Raw genomic sequence first — 17,689 nt, forward strand, 5'->3', positions numbered from 1 at the left:
TAAATCGTCATTCCAACTGAAAACAACGGGAATTTGTTCAGCCGTACTTGATTTTCACGCTAATGTGATAAGACCAAACATTTGTGGTTTTTCATGTAATTCCTGCTATTTTTGAGGGCTAAAACAGGGATTGCATGAAGCCATATCTTCAGGTTGAAAATCTGACAAAATACTGGGGCGAACTCGCCCTCTTCGAGAATATCAACTTCACCATTTCAGAAGGGCAAAAGGTAGCCCTGATTGCCAAAAACGGTACGGGAAAATCGACGCTGATGGATTTGATTTACAACATCAACTCGCCCAGCGAAGGCAGCATTTCCATTGCCAGCGACATTCGCGTAGGTTACCTCCGGCAAACACCCGATTTGGACCCGAACGATACCGTGATGCAGGCCGCATTTAAATCGTCGGACGAACTGGTGGAAACCATCCGGCTGTATGAAATGGCTGTTGAAAGTCAGGATACCGAAAAGCTGGCGGAAGCCATGGAGAAAATGAACCGGCTGAATGCCTGGGATTTTGAAGTGCGTATCAAACAAATCCTGACGCGTCTGAAAATTACCAATTTCAATCAGCGCATCAGCCAACTTTCCGGAGGACAGCAGAAACGGGTGGCACTGGCCAACGTTTTGATTACCGAACCCGACTTTCTCATTCTTGACGAGCCCACCAACCACCTCGACCTGGACATGATTGAATGGTTGGAGAAGTATCTTGGGAAAGCTAAATCAACGCTTTTCATGGTAACGCACGACCGTTATTTCCTCGACAGAGTGTGCGACGAAATTCTGGAACTGGATGACCAAACCATTTATCGTTACAAGGGGAATTACTCGTATTATCTCACCAAACGCGAAGAAAGAATTCAGCAACAAACAGCTGAAGTAGAGAAAGCCAAGAACCTGTACCGCACCGAACTGGAATGGCTTCGGCGAATGCCACAGGCCCGTGGCCACAAAGCCAAATACCGGATAGAGAATGCATACAAGTTGCAGGAAAAAGCCTCGCAAGGACGTTCAGAAGAAACCGTAGAGCTGAATGTGCAAGGCGCCCGGTTAGGAAAGAAAATACTGGAAGTGGAACATCTCTCCAAAAGCTTTGGCGACATCCGGATTTTGGAGGATTTCTCGTATAAATTCAGCCGTTACGAAAAAGTAGGAATCGTCGGGGAAAACGGAACCGGCAAAAGTACCTTCCTGAATCTGATGACGGGTGCTATTCCCGCCGACAGCGGAACCATCGATGTAGGTGAAACCATTAAATTCGGATACTACCGGCAGGATGGCATCAACTTCAAGCCTGAAGACAGGGTACTGGATATTGTGAAAGATATTGCAGAAGTGATTGACCTGGGCAACGGACAGGTGATGACGGCTGCACAGTTTCTGAACATGTTCCTCTTTCCACCGGAAGTGCAATACTCGTACGTGGAGAAATTGTCGGGAGGTGAGAAAAGGCGGTTGTATCTATGTACTGTCCTGATTCAAAATCCCAACTTCCTGATTCTGGATGAGCCGACCAACGACCTCGACATCATGACGCTCAACGTGCTCGAGGATTACCTAAAAAGCTTCAGCGGATGCGTGATTATCGTCTCGCACGACCGGTTCTTCATGGACAAGATTGTCGACCACCTGTTCGTTTTCCGGGGCGAAGGCCAAATCAAAGATTTCCCGGGAAATTACAGCGACTACCGCGACTGGAAAGAAGAACAGGATAAGCTGGAACGCAAACAGGAAAAACAGGAGAAAGCTGAAAAAGCGGAACCGGCAAAACCAGACAAGCCGAAACCGCGCAAACTCACCTACAAGGAAAAGATAGAATTCGAACAGCTGGAAACGGAGATTGCTGAGCTGGAAAAAGAAAAAGCATCCATCGAAGAGGCGATGAATGCAGGCAACTTGTCACCAGAAGAACTGGTCGAACAATCCAACCGGCACGGTGAACTGCAAGACTTGCTGGACGAAAAAGAGATGCGCTGGCTCGAACTCAGTGAGCTGGCCTAAACGTTTATCTTCATCTGTTCTTCCGCTTAGCGGGAAAAGAAATTCACCGGTTAGTTTCCTTCCAGCGTTTTCTTTCTCTCCAGGTATTCTTCGCGTGAAATTTCACCGCGGGCATAACGCTCTTTAAGGATCGTCATGGCTGCGTCGTGACCAACATCTCTTGGCGGTTGCGAAACCGGACCACGTGTTAAACGCACGATAAATAAAACGACCAGAATAATAAAGGCAAACCAAATGAGCCATCCAAAGGGCCATCCCCAGCCCCAGCCAAACTGAAAACAATCGTTCATAACCATATCGTTTAAGTTTCTCTAGTAAACTTACAAAAATACCCGGGAGCAACCCCGGGTATTTCATATGAAAAAAGTTAATTTTTCTTATCGGGATACGTGGCCCTATCGTACTTGCAACAACCCGGAAGGTTGTCGTAAGTTGCATCGTCAGCCTTATCGAACTGAGTATCGTGTCCCACTTTGGCAATGGCTTTACTGATGCTCTTCTCATTGGTTTTCGAAGGATTGTAAGTCACTGCCAGCATCTCTGTTTTCATGTTCCAGTCGGCTTTCGCTACCCCGTCGACGCTCTTTGCTGCGCCTTCGATGCGGGCTTTACAGGAACCACATTTCCCGTAAACCTTAAATGTTTCCGTCTTCTGTGCGTTGTCAGCCAATAAAGACTGCGCACCCATCATTAAAATTCCAAAAATCAACGTTACAACTGCTTTCTTCATGTGTCTGCTTTTAAATAAATAACTAGTTAATTATTGTAAGTCTTTCTTCTTTTGTTCAAACTCTTCTCTGTCAATCTCGCCGCGTGCATAACGCTCCTTCAGAATATCAACCGGTGATTTTATATCCTGTGAGGCAGCGGGAGAATGATGATGATGAGGGTAATGATAAGGCTGATGTGTTCCGGTTGCCCGGATGAACAGCCAAACAAGGCCAATGATGAACAACAGGCCGATGATCCAGCCCCAGCCCATTCCAAAGCCCATTCCGTACATATTTCCAAATCCGTGCATCATGATAAACCTCCATTTCTTATTCGTTAATAACTTCTATGATGTCATTATCTTGAAGAAAACTTTCCTAAAGCGAAGCGATCACCCGTTCCAGTTTTCTTAAAATCTCCGTTGAAATACAGAACAAATCGTCGTTCTCAACCGCCTGCATCGAAGCCACCGGATTAACGGCTGCCACTTCGATTTCCCCGCTTTCCAGTTCCTGAACAACCACGTTGCAGGGAAGCATCGTCCCGATTTTGTCTTCGGATGCCAGCGCCTGGTACGCATAAGGCGGATTACAGGCGCCCAGAATCTTGTACTTCCTGAAATCGATATCCACTTTTTCTTTTAGCTTTTGCTGAATATCAATCTCCGTCAACACACCAAAACCTTCTTTCTGCAAAGCTTCGGTAACCTGACCGATTACTTCGTCGAAGCTGCCGTTTAGTTTTTTGTCGATGTAGTACTTCATTTGGTGCCTGTTTTTATTTCAACTTTACATCATAAAGATATTAACCACTTGTTGTTAGTGTGTTACACAATTCATCGAATGTTTTATATCATTTTAGGAATTAACACACTTTAGTATTTGCATTTCAGGTCCTGCGACCTGGTTATTATATCGCCGAGATTCCGTTTTCATCGGTTCTCACTTTGTATACCTCTTCTACCGGCGAAACAATCACCATTCCATCTCCCCGGTAACCGGTCCGGGCATTTTTTCGGATAAGTTCCACCAGTTCCGGTACGCGTTCTTTTTCGACCAGAATTTCGAGTTTCACCACACGATAGGCTTCCGCAAAAGGATACTTACTGCTGATATGTTCATGCTCCTGGTCGGCGTATTGACCGGTCCCTTCGCACTCCATCATCGTCATGCTGTGGAAACCGTTCCTCTCCAGGGCATCATACACTTCTTCCATTTTCCGGTAACGAATATATGCTTTGATAAGTCTCATAATTTCGTGCTTTTACTTTGACAATGAATACCAAAACATTATTTAATAGTGTCGCGGGTTTCGCCGCAGGTCAACATGTCCGAACCAAAATACGGGTTGCGGATATCTGACGACTCGCTCAACCAAAAAGCTCCCTTGTTATTGAGTGCCATCGGGCAGAACTGGTAATAAGTAGTTACGCCTGTCAGGCCGAAGCGTTTCACACTTTCGTAGAAAGCTTTGTTAAAGTTTGCAAAAGCCGCTTTCTGCTCATCCGGTTTTGCCGTAGACGTAATCGTGGCAATGTTGGGCTTCATCACATTCAGCTGCTTCATCCACGCCAGGTGGTTGTCTCCTTTCAGCTCTTCCATATCGACTTTTCCCAATGCTGCCTGAACAGCTTTGGCATCGGTCTGTACTTTGTCGAACTGCTTGGCGACGAAAGCATTTTTCATCTTCAAATAAGCCTTGTACACATTGGTAAGCTGTTGCTGAAATGCTTCGGAAACCTTCGCGTCGGATGTTTTTTCAGCCGTTTTCGCTTTCGCGGAAGAAGATGACTTACTTCCGCCCATATCCATTCCGGGCATACTTCCCGCACCGGATTCGCCGCCTTTGGGATTCATCATGCTGGGTTTACCGGCCAACTGCGCCGATGCATCGATTTTAAAGACGCCGTTCACGGCAATCTCCTCTCCTTCTTTCAAGCCGTCAGCCACCACATAATTGTCACCCGATTCGGGACCTAAAGTGATTTCCCGCATTTTGAAAGTCGGCTCTTCGCGGTTGGGCACTTTCACATACACAATGGAGCGTTTGCCTGTCCATAATACTGCTGTTTGCGGAATCAGCAACACTTTTCCGTCTTCAGCCCGTTGTGACGTGACAATGCCGTTGGCAAACATTTCAGGCTTCAACTCCAGGTGAGGATTGTGCACCTCAACCCGAACATGTGCTACACGTGTTTTGGCATCGATAAACGGATCGATGTAAGTCACCTTTCCATGGAAGGTTTCTCCCGGAAGGGACGACACCGTGAACTGCACTTTGTCGTTGTTGCGCAACCACGGCAAATCGGTTTCATACGCATCGAACATAACCCACACGTCCGTCAGGTTGATGACTTCGAACAGGCTGGCCCCGGTTTTCACATAATCGCCAAGCGACACCTGTCGTTTGGTCACCGTCCCCGAAATCGGTGACAGCACCTCGAAATCTTCCTGAATCGTGCCCTTCTGCTCGATGCTGTTGATTTGTGCATCGGTCAAATTCCACAACTTCAGTTTATTTCGGGCGGCCCGGTACAAATCCGGATTGGTATTCTTGTACTGAATTGCTTCCAGCAGCTCTTTCTGTGCCGTAATCAGCTCAGGCGAATAAATCAGCGCCAGCTTCTCTCCTTTTCGCACATGTTGCCCGGTGAAGTTCACAAACAGCTTGTCAATGCGTCCTCCATAACGAGCCGTCAGCTCTGCAATGTTTCTTTCGTCGGGTTTTACACGTCCCAGCAAGCGAACTTCTTTGGCCGGATACCCTTCCTGTACCGTCAGGGTTTGAACATCGGCCAGTTTCATGGCTGCTTCCGTCATCGGAATTTCATCCGCTGAAGCCGATTCTGTTGCTTTCAGATCCGTTAGTGGAATCAAATCCATGCCACAAATAGGACATTTCCCGGGATGATCCTGACGGATCTGTGGGTGCATGGAGCAGGTCCAGATGGTGGCTTTTTTAGTTCCGGCCTCTGCCTGCTCATGATGATGGTTGGCCGGTTCGGTCGCGTTATTTCCACTTCCGTGGAAAAACAACCATCCCACCAGCAATCCGGCTACGACCGCGATACCGATGCGGTACCACTCTTTTTTCGACAGGCTGATATATTTTTTCATTTCGAATTTCATTGTCTGTTTATTTACCCATTAAGTAATCGATAAAAGCGACTGAAGCGTTCCGGTCGGCCCGTGCCTTATCCAGTTCCAGTGCGTACTTCAACACCTTACGCTCCATCCGCAATACCTCCTCGAAGTTTTTTCCGTCGGTTGAATACGACGATTCGAGAATGTTCAGCGAGCGATGCGCCAAACTAAGCTGGCTACGGAAAAGTGCCACCCGGCGAACAGCATCCTGGTAATCGCGGTAGGCTCGTTCCAAAACACTGTTCAAAGTATTCACCTTGTCCAGTTTCTGGTTGGTCGCGGCTTCTTCCTTGAACTGCGCTTCCTGAATCATTGCCTGATACTTTCTCCGGTATAGCGGAATGGTAATTCCAACCGAAGGGAAAAATGCGTCTTTACCGGCATCCGCGCTGGTCATCGAACCTTTTCCTACGAAAATGTAGTTGAACCCGATAGAAAATTTCGGGCTGCCAGCTTTGCGGGCTGCTTCCTGCTCGGCCTGGTAAGCTGCCATCAAGTTGTCCAGTCGCTTAACCTGATGGTTTTTCAAGCTTACACTATCGGCAATTTGCTGCATATCCAGTGGCAAATCTTTCACCCATAGGGTATCCGGAATCTCCACCGTTGCATGACGATCACGATTCAACCGGTTATTAAAGGCCACTTGCTGCGTCTGGTAATTGTCATTCAAATAAGCCAGCTGATTTTCCAGCTCACCAATTTCCATTTGCAGGCGATATTCATCTACCGTGGAAGCCATACCGGCCTCGATTTTCACCAACGCCAGTTTCCTGAAGGATTGCAACAACTTCAGGTTTCCCTTCGTAATCGCAATCGACCTTCCGGTGAAATAGAGATTGAAGTAATTGGATCGCAAGTCGTAGAACAACTTCGACTTAGCATCTTCAAAGGCTTCGTATTTCGTTTGCGCCATGTTGGTGGCTACATTCTCGCGGGCCTTCAGCGTTCCAAACCAGGGAAACATCTGCGTGGCTGAAATCTTCGCTTTTTGCGGTCCCAGCCGGGTTTCCACCGGTTGAATAAAGTAACCAAACATGACCTGTGGATCGGGCAATGTTCCTACCTGCGGCACTTTCTGCAGTGATGCGCGGTAGTCATTGAATTTGGCTTTTAATCCCGGGTTATTTTCTGCTGCCTGCACCAGGTAGTTGTTCAGCGCTTCCTGCGCCAAAACTTTTTCCTGCGAAAGCAGAACCACAACGAACACCAACGGGATGATATATATTAATCGCTTCATGATTCAATCGATTTTTGTTTGAGGGCTTTCTTCACCTTTTTCTCCTGCCACATACTATACAGAACCGGAACCACGAACATGGTCATCAGCTGGATGAGCATTCCACCAAATGTGGGAATCGCCATCGGAACCATGATATCGGAACCTTTTCCGGTAGAAGTAAGCACCGGAATCAGGGCAATAATCGCGGTAGCTGCAGTCATCATCGCGGGACGAACCCTTTTTCGACCAGCATGCAGTACCGATTCGCGCACTTGTGCAATGGTCTCCGGTTTCTCTTTGGCAAAAACCTGTGTCAGGTATGTTCCCATAATCACCCCATCGTCGGTGGCAATACCGAACAGGGCGATAAATCCGACCCAGACCGCCACACTCAGGTTGATGGTGTGCATCTGGAAGAGGCCGCGCATGTTGATTCCCGCTACACTGAAGTTCATGAACCACGGCTGGCCATAGAGCCACAACATCAGGAAACCTCCGGCAAAGGCAACGAAAATACCGCTGAAGACCATCGATGAGGTAGTCACCGAACGGAACTGGAAGAAGAGAATCAGGAAAATCAGCAACAGCGAAATAGGTACTACCAGCATCAGGCGTTTGGTTGCCCTCACCTGGTTTTCGTAGTTACCGGTGAACTTGTAACTCACACCGGCCGGTACTTTGAATTCGCCATCGGCAATTTTCTTTTGCAGGAACTTCTGCGCGTTCTCTACTACATCCACCTCGGCATGTCCCGGCTTTTTATCGAAAATCACATAGCCTACCAGGAAGGTGTTTTCGCTCTTAATCATCTGCGGACCGCGTGTGTATTTAATTTTCGCCAGTTCGCTCATCGGAACCTGAACACCGGTCGGTGTCGGAATGAGCACATTCTTCAAATCATTCGGGTTGTCGCGGTACTCACGGGCATAGCGTACCCGAACAGGAAAACGCTCGCGGCCTTCCACCGTCGTCGTCAGCTTCATTCCGCCAATTGCACCGGAAATATAGGTTTGCATATCCTGAATGGTCAACCCGTAACGGGCAATGGCATCGCGGTCAATCTTGATCTCCAGATACGGTTTACCTACCACCCGGTCGGCAAACACGGACTGCGGTTTGATGCCGGGAACCTCTTTCAGAAATTTCTCCAGTTCGAAACCAACATTCTGGATGGTTTTCAAATCAGGGCCAAACACTTTAATTCCCATTGGCGCCCGCATACCAGTCTGCAACATCACCAGTCGCGTCTGAATGGGCTGCAACTTAGGAGCGGAAGTCAGTCCGGGTACGGAAGATGCTTTCACAATGGCTTTCCAAATATCGTCAGGCGATTTGATGCTGTTGCGCCACTGACGGAAGTATTCGCCATTGTCGTCTTCTATCAGTTGACTCTTATCAATCTGACGATAGCCGTCTTTCTTTGGATTGTATGTCGAACCGTCTTTGAGCATAAACGCGTCATCATCATTCACTTTAAAACGCATGCGATGACCGTTTTCATCAAGGATATACTCCGGACGGTAATTGATCACATTCTCAAACATCGAAATCGGAGCCGGGTCGAGCGCCGAATTCACGCGTCCCCATTTACCTACTACATTCTCTACTTCCGGAATAGCGTTCACACTTTTATCGACTTGCCGAATCACATCGATGTTCTCCTGAACACCGGAGTGCGGCATCGTGGTCGGCATCAGCAGGAAAGAACCTTCGTCCAGCGACGGCATAAACTCTTTCCCGATTCCGGGGAACGACTTATCCAGCGAAGTCCAGAGACTCGTCGTCCGGATATTCCACCCGACTTTATTCATCGTAGCCGGAATAAATGAGAACGTTTTATCGAATCCCTGCCAGATAACAATCCCCAACAAAACCAGAGTGATTGGTATGCTCAGGAATTTCCACTTGTTCGCCAGACACCATTTCAGTATATAGGAATAGTAATGAACGATGGTCATCAGCGTTCCCAGTACGGCACCGACAATAATGGATACAAAAAGGAAATTCACGAACAGACTGTTCTCTGCTCCCAGTGGCATCCATTCGGACGACAGGTAGTAAACCACAATCACAACCGCTATCGCGATGTTAATCCACGTAACGTACTTGCGCTTGTCTTCCGGCCAACGGTATTCCAATAAACCATTTACTCCGAAAGCCAGCAATGCCAATGCTACCCACGAATGATAGATAATCGGAAATAAAATACCAGCAGCTATCAACGCTGAATACCACACCCGGCTGGTCCGTTTTTTATCGAAACGAATGCCGAACAGGATATGTGCCATGGCTGGAATCAGGATAATTCCAATTCCCAGTGAGGCCAGCAACGCAAATGTTTTGGTAAATGCCAGCGGTTTGAAGAGTTTTCCTTCGGCGGCCTGCATAGCGAAGACCGGTAAGAAACTCACCACCGTGGTTGCCAGTGCGGTAATAATCGCCGAAGCCACTTCGATGGTCGCATTGTAGATGACATTCAACAGGTCGTGTCCACGGGCACCACGGTTCTCAGGCATTTCGAGGTGCCTGACGATGTTCTCCGTGAACACAATCCCCACATCAACCATGACACCGATGGCAATGGCAATACCTGAGAGAGCAACAATGTTGGCATCCACACCAAACTGCCGCATCACAATGAATGTGATGAGCACTCCAATCGGCAACAAACTTGATATCAGGAACGACGCCCGGAGGTTCAGCACCAGCACAATCACCACGATAATACTAATGAGAATTTCGTGCGACAATGCCGACTCCAGCGTTCCCAACGTTTCTTTAATCAGCCCGGTCCGGTCGTAAAACGGCACGATAGTCACTTTCGAAACCGTTCCGTCTTTCAGTGTTTTCGACGGAAGTCCGGGGGATATTTCTTTAATTTTCCCTTTTACATTGTTGATGGTTTGCAGCGGATTGGAGCCATAACGGGCAACCACTACACCTCCCACTGCTTCGGCGCCGTCTTTGTCCAAACCACCTCGCCGCGTCGCCGGTCCAAAAGTAACGTGAGCAACATCTTTTATCCGGATAGGAACATTGTTGTGAACAGCCACAACGCTCTGCTCCAAATCATGAATATTCTTGATGTACCCAAGCGCACGAATCATATATTCTGCCTTGTTGTACTCCAGGGTTCGGGCGCCGATATCCAGGTTGCTCTTTTTAACGGCAGACATAATCTGCGCTACATTCACATGGTTCGCCTTCATGGCGTCCGGATCGATATCCACCTGGTACTCTTTCACAAAGCCGCCGATGGAGGACACCTCAGAAACTCCTTTCGCCGACATTAACCCATACCGAACGAAATAATCCTGAATCGTCCTCAACTCTTGCGGGTCCCAGCCTCCGGCCGGGTTACCATGTTTATCGCGGCCTTCCAAAGTATACCAGTACACCTGTCCCAATGCCGTAGCGTCAGGCCCCAAAGAGGGTGTCACATTATCCGGAAGCGTTCCCGCCGGAAGCGAGTTCAACTTTTCCAGTATCCGGGTACGGCTCCAGTAAAAATCGACATCATCATCGAAAATGATATAGATGCTCGAAAGGCCGAAGATGGAGTTACTCCGGATAGTCTTTACTCCGGGTATTCCCAGCAAGGATGTCGTTAGCGGATAGGTTATCTGGTCCTCTACATCCTGAGGCGAACGCCCCGGCCACTCGGTGTAAACAATCTGCTGGTTCTCTCCCAAATCGGGAATCGCATCGACCGGCACCGGATCGCGGGGCAAAAATCCTGTGTCCCACTGGAAAGGTGCCGAAACAATTCCCCACGCAACAAATACCAGAAGCGCCAGAAATGTGACCAGTTTGTTCTCTAAGAAAAAACGAATGATCTTATTTAGCATGCTCTTTTGATTAAGCAGTCAATAATCGATTTATAATATTGAAGAAGTACGTCCGATTAGTTTCGTCAGGGTACTGACAAAACTTAAAATCAACATACATTATTGTTTTTCAACACAATAAATCAACAGAGAAATACTTGCATAAGGGCACACCTATCCCCTGCATCGTAAGCGGGGAGTCTGTATCGGTGAGTATAAAAGGAAGTATTACCTTCGGCGATAACAGGAAGTTCGAAATCGGAAACCACCATTACCGGAGCGATAAAATTCATTACCGGAGCCTGAAAATCGTTATCGAAATTCGATGCCAGAAAATCATTAACTACCTGGTAATGCTCGTGTGTATCGTGGCAACCATCCATATGATGTCCCGGAGAGCAGCATGACTGCGCAGCAGTATAAACGGACACATCAAACAACTGACCATTCGAATAGTGTTTGTTGATCGTTACCCCGATGGTAGAAGCTAAAAGTATCAGGGCTGTAAGGATATGTCCGGTTTTTCGAATCATATTAGATGGAACAAATCTATGGATTCCACTCAGAAAACAAAAACAGCTAAATGTTATAAAATGTTTAAAGTGCCGTTTTCACCTTATCCACTTCTCATTAAAACATTAACTATATGCCACTTAAATAAAAAGCTAAAAAATATTAAAAGTGTTAACGGCCTATCCGGCTTTCTCAGAATAGATCAACCGAAAAATAATCAACCATAATATATCGCCAGAAATTTCGTAACTTATTTCTCCGGAGTTGCCATTTAAGAATCAATCAAAACCTAAACCTGTCACCATGCGTATGCGTGCTTTCTTAATCGTTGATGCTGTAATCGACGGATTACTTGGAATTGCTCTGTTGTTATTTAGCCCCGAAGTATGGGAGTTCACAGGAATTCCGGGCGCTTACTCACGGTTTTACCCTAATTTACTGGGCGCTGTTCTGCTCGGTATCTCCATATCACTAATAATAGAAGCAAGAAGGAAGCAAAAAGAAGCTTCTCCGGGACTTGGTTTTCGAGGTTCGCTTGCCATTAATTTCAGTGCTGGTGTTATACTGAGTTTATGGTTGATTTTCGGACATCTTCCCATCCCCTTCAAAGGAATTATCGTTTTGGGCACTCTTTCCCTTTTTCTGCTTGTCTTCAGTTTCATCAAATGGTACATCTACCACAGAAGGCGTCATCAAAACCGCTTTCCCAACTACAACCATTCCGAACAGAACTAATTTCCGAAGCTAATTTACTACACAGCAAGAGGCTGGCGATGAACTTCACCTCGATATTATTGTTACATAATATTGAGAATTCATTTCTCTTTCGGATGAAAACAGACGGCCGACAACACCTTTCCCAACCTTGCCGTGAGTCATCCCACTTTCGTATATAACTTGAAAACTCAACAATTACAACTTATGAGCACAATCAATACAATTGAATTGAGGACGCTGAATAGCGATGATTACGAAGAACTGAAAAAATCGATGATTGATGCTTATCCCAACTGGCCCGGTGCCTACTGGAAAGAGAATCATTTTCAGAAACTGCTGCAAATTTTCCCGGAAGGGCAACTGGCAATCGTTGTCGACGATGTAGTAGTCGGATGTGCTCTTTCCATCATTGTGCAATATTCGCACTTTGGCGATAACCATACGTACGAGGAAATCACAGGAAAGTACAGCTTTAATACGCATACGCGGAAAGGAAATGTTCTGTACGGTATCGACGTGTTCATCCGTCCTGAATTCAGAGGAATGCGCCTGGGAAGAAGACTTTATGACGCACGAAAAGAACTTTGCGAAAACCTGAACCTGGAGGCCATTGTTTTTGGCGGACGTATTCCCAACTATCATAAGCACGCAACGGAAATGACGCCCAAAGAATTCATCCAGAAAGTAAAATTCAAGGAACTATACGATCCAACACTTACATTCCAGCTGGCGAATGATTTTCATGTAAAGAAAGTATTGAAGGGGTACCTTCCGGGCGACCGGGAATCGAAAGAATACGCGGTATTGCTGCAGTGGGACAATATTTACTACGAAAAAAAATCACCCAAGCTTTCTGCTACCAAATCGGTTGTCAGACTGGGTTTGGTGCAGTGGCAAATGCGCTCTTACCGTACATTGGATGAACTATTCGAACAGGTGGAATTCTTCGTCGATGCGGTTTCGGGCTACAAAAGCGACTTCGCCCTCTTCCCGGAATTCTTTAATGCGCCCTTAATGGCGAAATACAACGACTTGGTCGAGTCGAAAGCTATCCGGGAACTGGCACAGTACACGGATGAAATACGCGACCGCTTCCTTCAGCTAGCCATGGCTTACAACGTCAATATTGTTACCGGAAGCATGCCTTATATCAACGAAGATGACAGGTTGCTCAATATCGGGCACCTCTGCCGGAGAGATGGGACCTACGAAAGGTATGAAAAGATTCACGTCACACCTGATGAAATAAAATTCTGGGGGCTGGCAGGTGGTAACCAGGTTAAAGTTTTCGATACCGATGCCGGCCGTATCGGCATTTTAATTTGCTATGATGTCGAATTTCCGGAACTTCCCCGCCTGCTGGCACAACAAGGAATGGACATCCTGTTTGTGCCGTTTCTGACGGACACACAAAACGGCTATTCCCGGGTTCGCTACTGTGCCAGGGCACGTGCCATCGAAAATGAGTGTTATGTGGCTATTGCCGGAAGCGTAGGCAACCTGCCAAAGGTTTCCAATATGGACATTCAGTTTGCCCAGTCGGTGGTATTCACGCCCTGTGACTTCCCCTTCCCGACTACGGGAATAAAAGCCGAAGCAACACCCAATACGGAAATGATACTGGTTGCCGACGTGGATCTAGACTTGCTGAAAGAGTTGCACTATTTTGGAGCCGTTCGCAACCTGAAAGACCGTCGCACCGACTTGTACGGATTAAATCTTACCGACGAGTAAATATTGAACATGAAAAAAGGAGCAGCTCATTGACTGCTCCCCTCTCTTTATATTAGACAAAAATGTGTAAGCCTTATTGTGCGGTACCTGATGACTGTGTGGTCAAATCAATTGTACCAACGTCAGTCTGTGTTCCCTCAACAACTTTTACATTGTCTACTGATTGCTTACTGAAACCAGAATCGGTAGCAGGATCAACCTCAACGGTGTACACATCTGCCGGAACACCGCGCAACATGAAGCTACCGGATACAGTATCAACATATGTAGACAGCGTATCCATGCTCGGAGAAATGGCATAAACCACACCTTCGGTATTGGCAGGGTTCACCATTCCTTTAATGCTGCCTGAAGTAGCTTCAGTACTTACCCGGATGACTGGTTTCAGATTAAAACCTCCATTCCCGAGCGCTACAATCGACCGTGCAGCATCAAAATCCATTAAAATATCATAGGTCACTCCTCCGACGAAATCAGCATTCAGCTGTAACTTCAAACCACTGGACGAGCCACTGGGAACTTTCATTGAATAGGTATTCCCATTCATCACCAGCGAGTTGTCTGTTCCGAGTTTTACACGAATCTGACTGTATTTTCCGGCCGGAATATTTTTATTGGCAAGCAATGTATCCAGACCATTTGTCAATTCCAGCAAATTGTATACACCGGCATGAGCCCCCAGGTCGATCTCGGATGTTCCTTCCGTTGAATCGGCCGGCATCAGCGTGATGGCCTGAACATCCACATTCACCTCTGAGAAATCGGCAGGTGCATCGGTCATGTGAACTTTCACCGTTGCCTCTCCGGGCGTTGAATTGTTACTATCGTTATTACATGCAGCTACTCCAACCATCAGAGCGATGGCCATTACGAATTGAATTTTTCTCATCTTTCCTTAGTTTTTGATCTTTATTTGCACCGGAAACCAACTTTCAAGTATTTCCGATGGGGTTATTAAATCTAAAACAATGCAGAACGGTGGGTGAACTGCATCTCACCAGCTTAAAATCTAGGTAAATTCACTTAAGAAGATCTTCAATAAAAAATGCTATTGTCTTTAGGTCCCTTTGTTCTTTCACAACAGCATAAAAATATAAAAGTTTAAAACGTTCAAACTCTAATTAATGTTAAAAAGGGCTGACCTCATAAAGGTCAGCCCGAATTGGATTTGAGCGTATTTCAGGGATTTAAATCTATGAATGTTAGTTATTCCCCGTTGTCGTTTGCTGTATCGTCGTCTTCTTTGTTTCCCAGATGACCGTCATGATCTTCATCTTTTCCGTACCGTGTCGACATTTCCAGATTGTGTTCAATCACTTCCTGAACTGCCGCATTGACGTCACTCTGCTGCTCAGTCTTCTCAATCAAAATGTACGGATTTCCGTTTGCGTCTGTCTGTACGGTTAAATCACTGAAATCAACATGATCCGGATTGGTTTCCCGATTAGCGAAGTTAAACCAATCATCCAGATTAAAGGCCACAATAATGTTATTCACCGAATCTAAAGCCACTTTGAAACCTTTGGTTCCGTTGGTATTAAAGTTGATCTCCTTATCCATATCATACTTTACAGTGAAAGGAATATTGTCGTATTTCTGTTGTTGAATTACGCCTGTATATGTTCCCTCCAGGTAAATGGAATGCTGATAAATGGAATCTGTTTCGGTCGCCAAAGCGGAACCATCATCTTCATTGGTCTCATCACCTTCGACTTTGTCAAGTTTTAACTTGATGCCAGTATACGTTCCCGGGAGAAGCGCAACCGGCTTTAATTTCGGGGTAATGGAATCGGTAATTAAATCGACAATGTATGGTCCGTTGAATTCAATTTCTTTCTCCTGCTCCATCTCTGCTTCGTTGTCAATCTCGCTGTCAGGCATGTTAAACTGAATTTCCTTAACGGCTATTTTCGCCTGGGTCAACGTAGCCGTACCAATCAAACTGCTGTCTTTTCCTGTAATTGAGATCGAATTCGTTGGTGTGCTGGCTATCGAAGCACTTTTTACCTGTGTTGTGGAAGTTACTCCCTGAATAGAAAGTACTGTGTTGTCTCCTTGTGGAAGTGTGTCGGTCGCGTTGCTGTCTGTTTTATTACAGCTTGCCATTCCCAACAGGAAAGTCACGCCCAAGAATAAATTAAGCAAATTTTTCATGATGTAGTTTTTAAGTTTCCCTCCCGCTCCATAGTGGACCGGATTAATTAGTCCTTGAAATACCCCACTTCAACAAACAATTCAATTCCATGCTATTATACTTATTCAACCATAAAACAACGGGGTTTGTTGGAATGGTTGAATCCCTTTTCAATCGTGAATGGTTATTTTCAAGGCCATTGAAACAAAAGAAAAATTGCTTAATTCGCGTTTCAATCACCTACATCTGTATTTGGGTCTTTGATCTATTTATGTAAACGTGCATATTTCTATATTATTTTATGCATTCCTGAAATTGTATGTTATCTTTCCTGAATTATGATAAAAAAACACTGGCACTAAACGACTTAGGACCAGAATATTTTTTTTAAGACAACCGATACAACCAATCACTCTATTTTGTAAAATTGCTGCCGCCTGGAGCCGACCGGCTCATGCAGGAAAGTCAATGATATCGTAGTAGAATTATTATAGGTAACAATGGTTGCCTGATGAAACCTGAAGAGAAAATTGAAGCCGTAGAGATGGTCTTCAAAGGACTTGATGAACATCTCGCCAAAATATCGGACCAAACGGGTCTGAACTGCGTGACACATTGCAGTCTTTGCTGTCATAATAAAAGTATCGAGGCTACGCCACTCGAATTCTATCCATTAGCCGCTTATCTTCATCGAGTGGGGCAAATGGATGCTTTCCTGGAAAAACTGGATAACCTGAAAGAGGGAGATCTTTGTGTTCTATTGGATAAAAGTGCGCAGCAAAGCGGAACCTGGGGATGCTCAGCTTATCCCTACAGAGGTCTGATCTGCCGGATGTTTGGATTTGGATTCCGGTTAAACCGGATCGGAATTCCCGAATTGGTTACTTGCAAAACCATGAAAAGCAATTTCCCGGATAGTGTACAGCATGCAGTTCAACTATCATCCAATGAGACGGATAACCTCCCAATCTTCCGTGATTACAGCATGCAACTTTGGGCGATTGACCCGGAATTGGCAGGAAAGCCAATGCCCATCAATCAGGCCATTCGAATAGCTGTGGAGAAACTATACTCTTATTTTGCTTACCAGGACGAGGAAAATGTTGCGAAAGTGATTCAGCTCACGACACCGGAAGACCATGAGCCTCCGGTGCTAAGCCCCGACGGGTTCCGGCCGGCAGTCTGACTAAAGTTGCTTCGCAGCACATTTTCTGCTATTTGCGGAATTGACATAATCTGCTATTTTTGCTTTCGCGATGAAAGTTTCATTACATAGCAGATTATGGCTCATCATTTTAGCCGCCGTCTTTATTTACCACGACGGTATCTGGCACGCGGAACCTGTTGGCTCCGGCGAACCGGAACAGATCTGCTATATGGAGCACGAGGATACACCTCAGATTTTCCGGATTCCCGCTCCTCATCATCACGACGCCAGCAACGAGCACGGTGAATGTACGCAACCCAATCACCACAACTGGCTATTCACCTCAGTTTTACTGCATTTCAATCCACAATTCATTACGCTCTTTCCAGAGTATAAACTTAACTCAGACGAACCGAAAGAAACAGACTATCCAATTGCTATTCTTCCGGTTTATCATGATCCTCCCGTTAAGGTCTCAACCGTCAGAGGACCTCCCGAATATCGTGCTTAAATACTCGTTTCCCGACCGAACCTGAAT

16 protein-coding genes are annotated in these 17,689 nt (G+C 46.1%); 5 read left to right on the top strand and 11 right to left on the bottom strand.

All coding sequences use genetic code 11. The features are described from left to right. The first annotated feature begins 134 nt into the window (after positions 1-134). A complete protein-coding gene (locus tag AC060N_RS11785; RefSeq protein WP_479523970.1) occupies positions 135-2,006 on the top strand; it encodes an ABC-F family ATP-binding cassette domain-containing protein in 1,872 nt (623 codons plus the stop codon). A gap of 50 nt (positions 2,007-2,056) precedes the next feature. Here AC060N_RS11785 and AC060N_RS11790 read toward each other — a convergent pair whose 3' ends face one another. From AC060N_RS11790 to AC060N_RS11830, 9 genes are all read right to left on the bottom strand, one after another. Then, complete coding sequence (locus AC060N_RS11790) at positions 2,057-2,296, bottom strand: SHOCT domain-containing protein (protein ID WP_153639471.1); 240 nt, start codon at positions 2,294-2,296, stop codon at positions 2,057-2,059. A 77-nt stretch (positions 2,297-2,373) separates the two neighbouring features. After that, positions 2,374-2,736 (bottom strand): heavy-metal-associated domain-containing protein, encoded by a 363-nt coding sequence (locus AC060N_RS11795; RefSeq protein WP_479523971.1) that lies wholly within the window; start codon positions 2,734-2,736, stop codon positions 2,374-2,376. Between the two features lie 30 nt (positions 2,737-2,766). After that, the gene (locus AC060N_RS11800; RefSeq protein WP_479523972.1) at positions 2,767-3,030 is read right to left on the bottom strand and encodes an SHOCT domain-containing protein; all 264 of its coding nucleotides are present in this window, start codon (positions 3,028-3,030) and stop codon (positions 2,767-2,769) included. A 64-nt stretch (positions 3,031-3,094) separates the two neighbouring features. After that, positions 3,095-3,481 carry a DUF302 domain-containing protein gene (locus tag AC060N_RS11805; protein WP_479523973.1) on the bottom strand — a complete coding sequence of 129 codons (387 nt, stop codon included), beginning with the start codon at positions 3,479-3,481 and terminating at the stop codon, positions 3,095-3,097. A gap of 145 nt (positions 3,482-3,626) precedes the next feature. Further along, complete coding sequence (locus AC060N_RS11810; protein WP_479523974.1) at positions 3,627-3,968, bottom strand: P-II family nitrogen regulator; 342 nt, start codon at positions 3,966-3,968, stop codon at positions 3,627-3,629. Positions 3,969-4,006: 38 nt separating this feature from the next. Next, positions 4,007-5,845 (bottom strand): efflux RND transporter periplasmic adaptor subunit, encoded by a 1,839-nt coding sequence (locus AC060N_RS11815; RefSeq protein ID WP_479523975.1) that lies wholly within the window; start codon positions 5,843-5,845, stop codon positions 4,007-4,009. A 7-nt stretch (positions 5,846-5,852) separates the two neighbouring features. Next, a complete protein-coding gene (locus tag AC060N_RS11820) occupies positions 5,853-7,097 on the bottom strand; it encodes a TolC family protein (protein ID WP_479523976.1) in 1,245 nt (414 codons plus the stop codon). After that, on the bottom strand, positions 7,094-10,927 hold the full coding sequence (locus AC060N_RS11825; protein ID WP_479523977.1) for an efflux RND transporter permease subunit: 3,834 nt from the start codon (positions 10,925-10,927) through the stop codon (positions 7,094-7,096). The genes AC060N_RS11820 and AC060N_RS11825 overlap by 4 nt, the downstream gene beginning before the upstream one ends. A 122-nt stretch (positions 10,928-11,049) precedes the next feature. Then, positions 11,050-11,439, bottom strand: coding sequence for an HYC_CC_PP family protein (locus tag AC060N_RS11830; protein ID WP_479523978.1), 390 nt, complete (start codon positions 11,437-11,439; stop codon positions 11,050-11,052). A gap of 289 nt (positions 11,440-11,728) precedes the next feature. Between AC060N_RS11830 and AC060N_RS11835 the strand changes: the two genes are divergently transcribed. Both AC060N_RS11835 and AC060N_RS11840 read left to right on the top strand, forming a co-directional pair. After that, a complete protein-coding gene (locus tag AC060N_RS11835; RefSeq protein WP_479523979.1) occupies positions 11,729-12,154 on the top strand; it encodes a hypothetical protein in 426 nt (141 codons plus the stop codon). Positions 12,155-12,340: 186 nt separating this feature from the next. Continuing rightward, the gene (locus AC060N_RS11840; RefSeq protein WP_479523980.1) at positions 12,341-13,870 is read left to right on the top strand and encodes a GNAT family N-acetyltransferase; all 1,530 of its coding nucleotides are present in this window, start codon (positions 12,341-12,343) and stop codon (positions 13,868-13,870) included. 73 nt (positions 13,871-13,943) lie between these two features. Here the strand turns inward: AC060N_RS11840 and AC060N_RS11845 are convergent, their stop codons facing one another. Beyond that, complete coding sequence (locus AC060N_RS11845) at positions 13,944-14,759, bottom strand: DUF4382 domain-containing protein (protein WP_106542578.1); 816 nt, start codon at positions 14,757-14,759, stop codon at positions 13,944-13,946. Between the two features lie 317 nt (positions 14,760-15,076). Continuing rightward, positions 15,077-16,024, bottom strand: a complete 948-nt coding sequence (locus tag AC060N_RS11850; RefSeq protein ID WP_479523981.1) for a hypothetical protein — start codon at positions 16,022-16,024, stop codon at positions 15,077-15,079. 491 nt (positions 16,025-16,515) lie between these two features. Here AC060N_RS11850 and AC060N_RS11855 point away from each other — a divergent pair, with 491 nt between their 5' ends. Together AC060N_RS11855 and AC060N_RS11860 are read left to right on the top strand one after the other, a co-directional pair. Further along, positions 16,516-17,190 (top strand): YkgJ family cysteine cluster protein, encoded by a 675-nt coding sequence (locus AC060N_RS11855; protein WP_479523982.1) that lies wholly within the window; start codon positions 16,516-16,518, stop codon positions 17,188-17,190. A 70-nt stretch (positions 17,191-17,260) separates the two neighbouring features. Further along, entirely contained in the window at positions 17,261-17,662 is a 402-nt protein-coding gene (locus AC060N_RS11860; protein WP_479523983.1) for a hypothetical protein, read from the top strand. The last annotated feature ends 27 nt before the right edge of the window (positions 17,663-17,689 follow it).

The organism is Prolixibacter sp. DSM 2831 (genome assembly GCF_056493735.1).

Excerpts from the sequence above, each read along its gene's own strand:
- AC060N_RS11790 (WP_153639471.1), bottom strand. The coding sequence starts at position 2,296 with ATGAACGATTGTTTTCAGTTTGGCTGGGGCTGGGGATGGCCCTTTGGA.
- AC060N_RS11815 (WP_479523975.1), bottom strand. The coding sequence starts at position 5,845 with ATGAAATTCGAAATGAAAAAATATATCAGCCTGTCGAAAAAAGAGTGG.
- AC060N_RS11830 (WP_479523978.1), bottom strand. The coding sequence starts at position 11,439 with ATGATTCGAAAAACCGGACATATCCTTACAGCCCTGATACTTTTAGCT.
- AC060N_RS11840 (WP_479523980.1), top strand. The coding sequence starts at position 12,341 with ATGAGCACAATCAATACAATTGAATTGAGGACGCTGAATAGCGATGAT.
- AC060N_RS11785 (WP_479523970.1), top strand. The coding sequence starts at position 135 with ATGAAGCCATATCTTCAGGTTGAAAATCTGACAAAATACTGGGGCGAA.
- AC060N_RS11810 (WP_479523974.1), bottom strand. The coding sequence starts at position 3,968 with ATGAGACTTATCAAAGCATATATTCGTTACCGGAAAATGGAAGAAGTG.
- AC060N_RS11850 (WP_479523981.1), bottom strand. The coding sequence starts at position 16,024 with ATGAAAAATTTGCTTAATTTATTCTTGGGCGTGACTTTCCTGTTGGGA.
- AC060N_RS11800 (WP_479523972.1), bottom strand. The coding sequence starts at position 3,030 with ATGATGCACGGATTTGGAAATATGTACGGAATGGGCTTTGGAATGGGC.
- AC060N_RS11805 (WP_479523973.1), bottom strand. The coding sequence starts at position 3,481 with ATGAAGTACTACATCGACAAAAAACTAAACGGCAGCTTCGACGAAGTA.
- AC060N_RS11860 (WP_479523983.1), top strand. The coding sequence starts at position 17,261 with ATGAAAGTTTCATTACATAGCAGATTATGGCTCATCATTTTAGCCGCC.
- AC060N_RS11835 (WP_479523979.1), top strand. The coding sequence starts at position 11,729 with ATGCGTGCTTTCTTAATCGTTGATGCTGTAATCGACGGATTACTTGGA.
- AC060N_RS11845 (WP_106542578.1), bottom strand. The coding sequence starts at position 14,759 with ATGAGAAAAATTCAATTCGTAATGGCCATCGCTCTGATGGTTGGAGTA.
- AC060N_RS11855 (WP_479523982.1), top strand. The coding sequence starts at position 16,516 with ATGAAACCTGAAGAGAAAATTGAAGCCGTAGAGATGGTCTTCAAAGGA.
- AC060N_RS11820 (WP_479523976.1), bottom strand. The coding sequence starts at position 7,097 with ATGAAGCGATTAATATATATCATCCCGTTGGTGTTCGTTGTGGTTCTG.
- AC060N_RS11795 (WP_479523971.1), bottom strand. The coding sequence starts at position 2,736 with ATGAAGAAAGCAGTTGTAACGTTGATTTTTGGAATTTTAATGATGGGT.
- AC060N_RS11825 (WP_479523977.1), bottom strand. The coding sequence starts at position 10,927 with ATGCTAAATAAGATCATTCGTTTTTTCTTAGAGAACAAACTGGTCACA.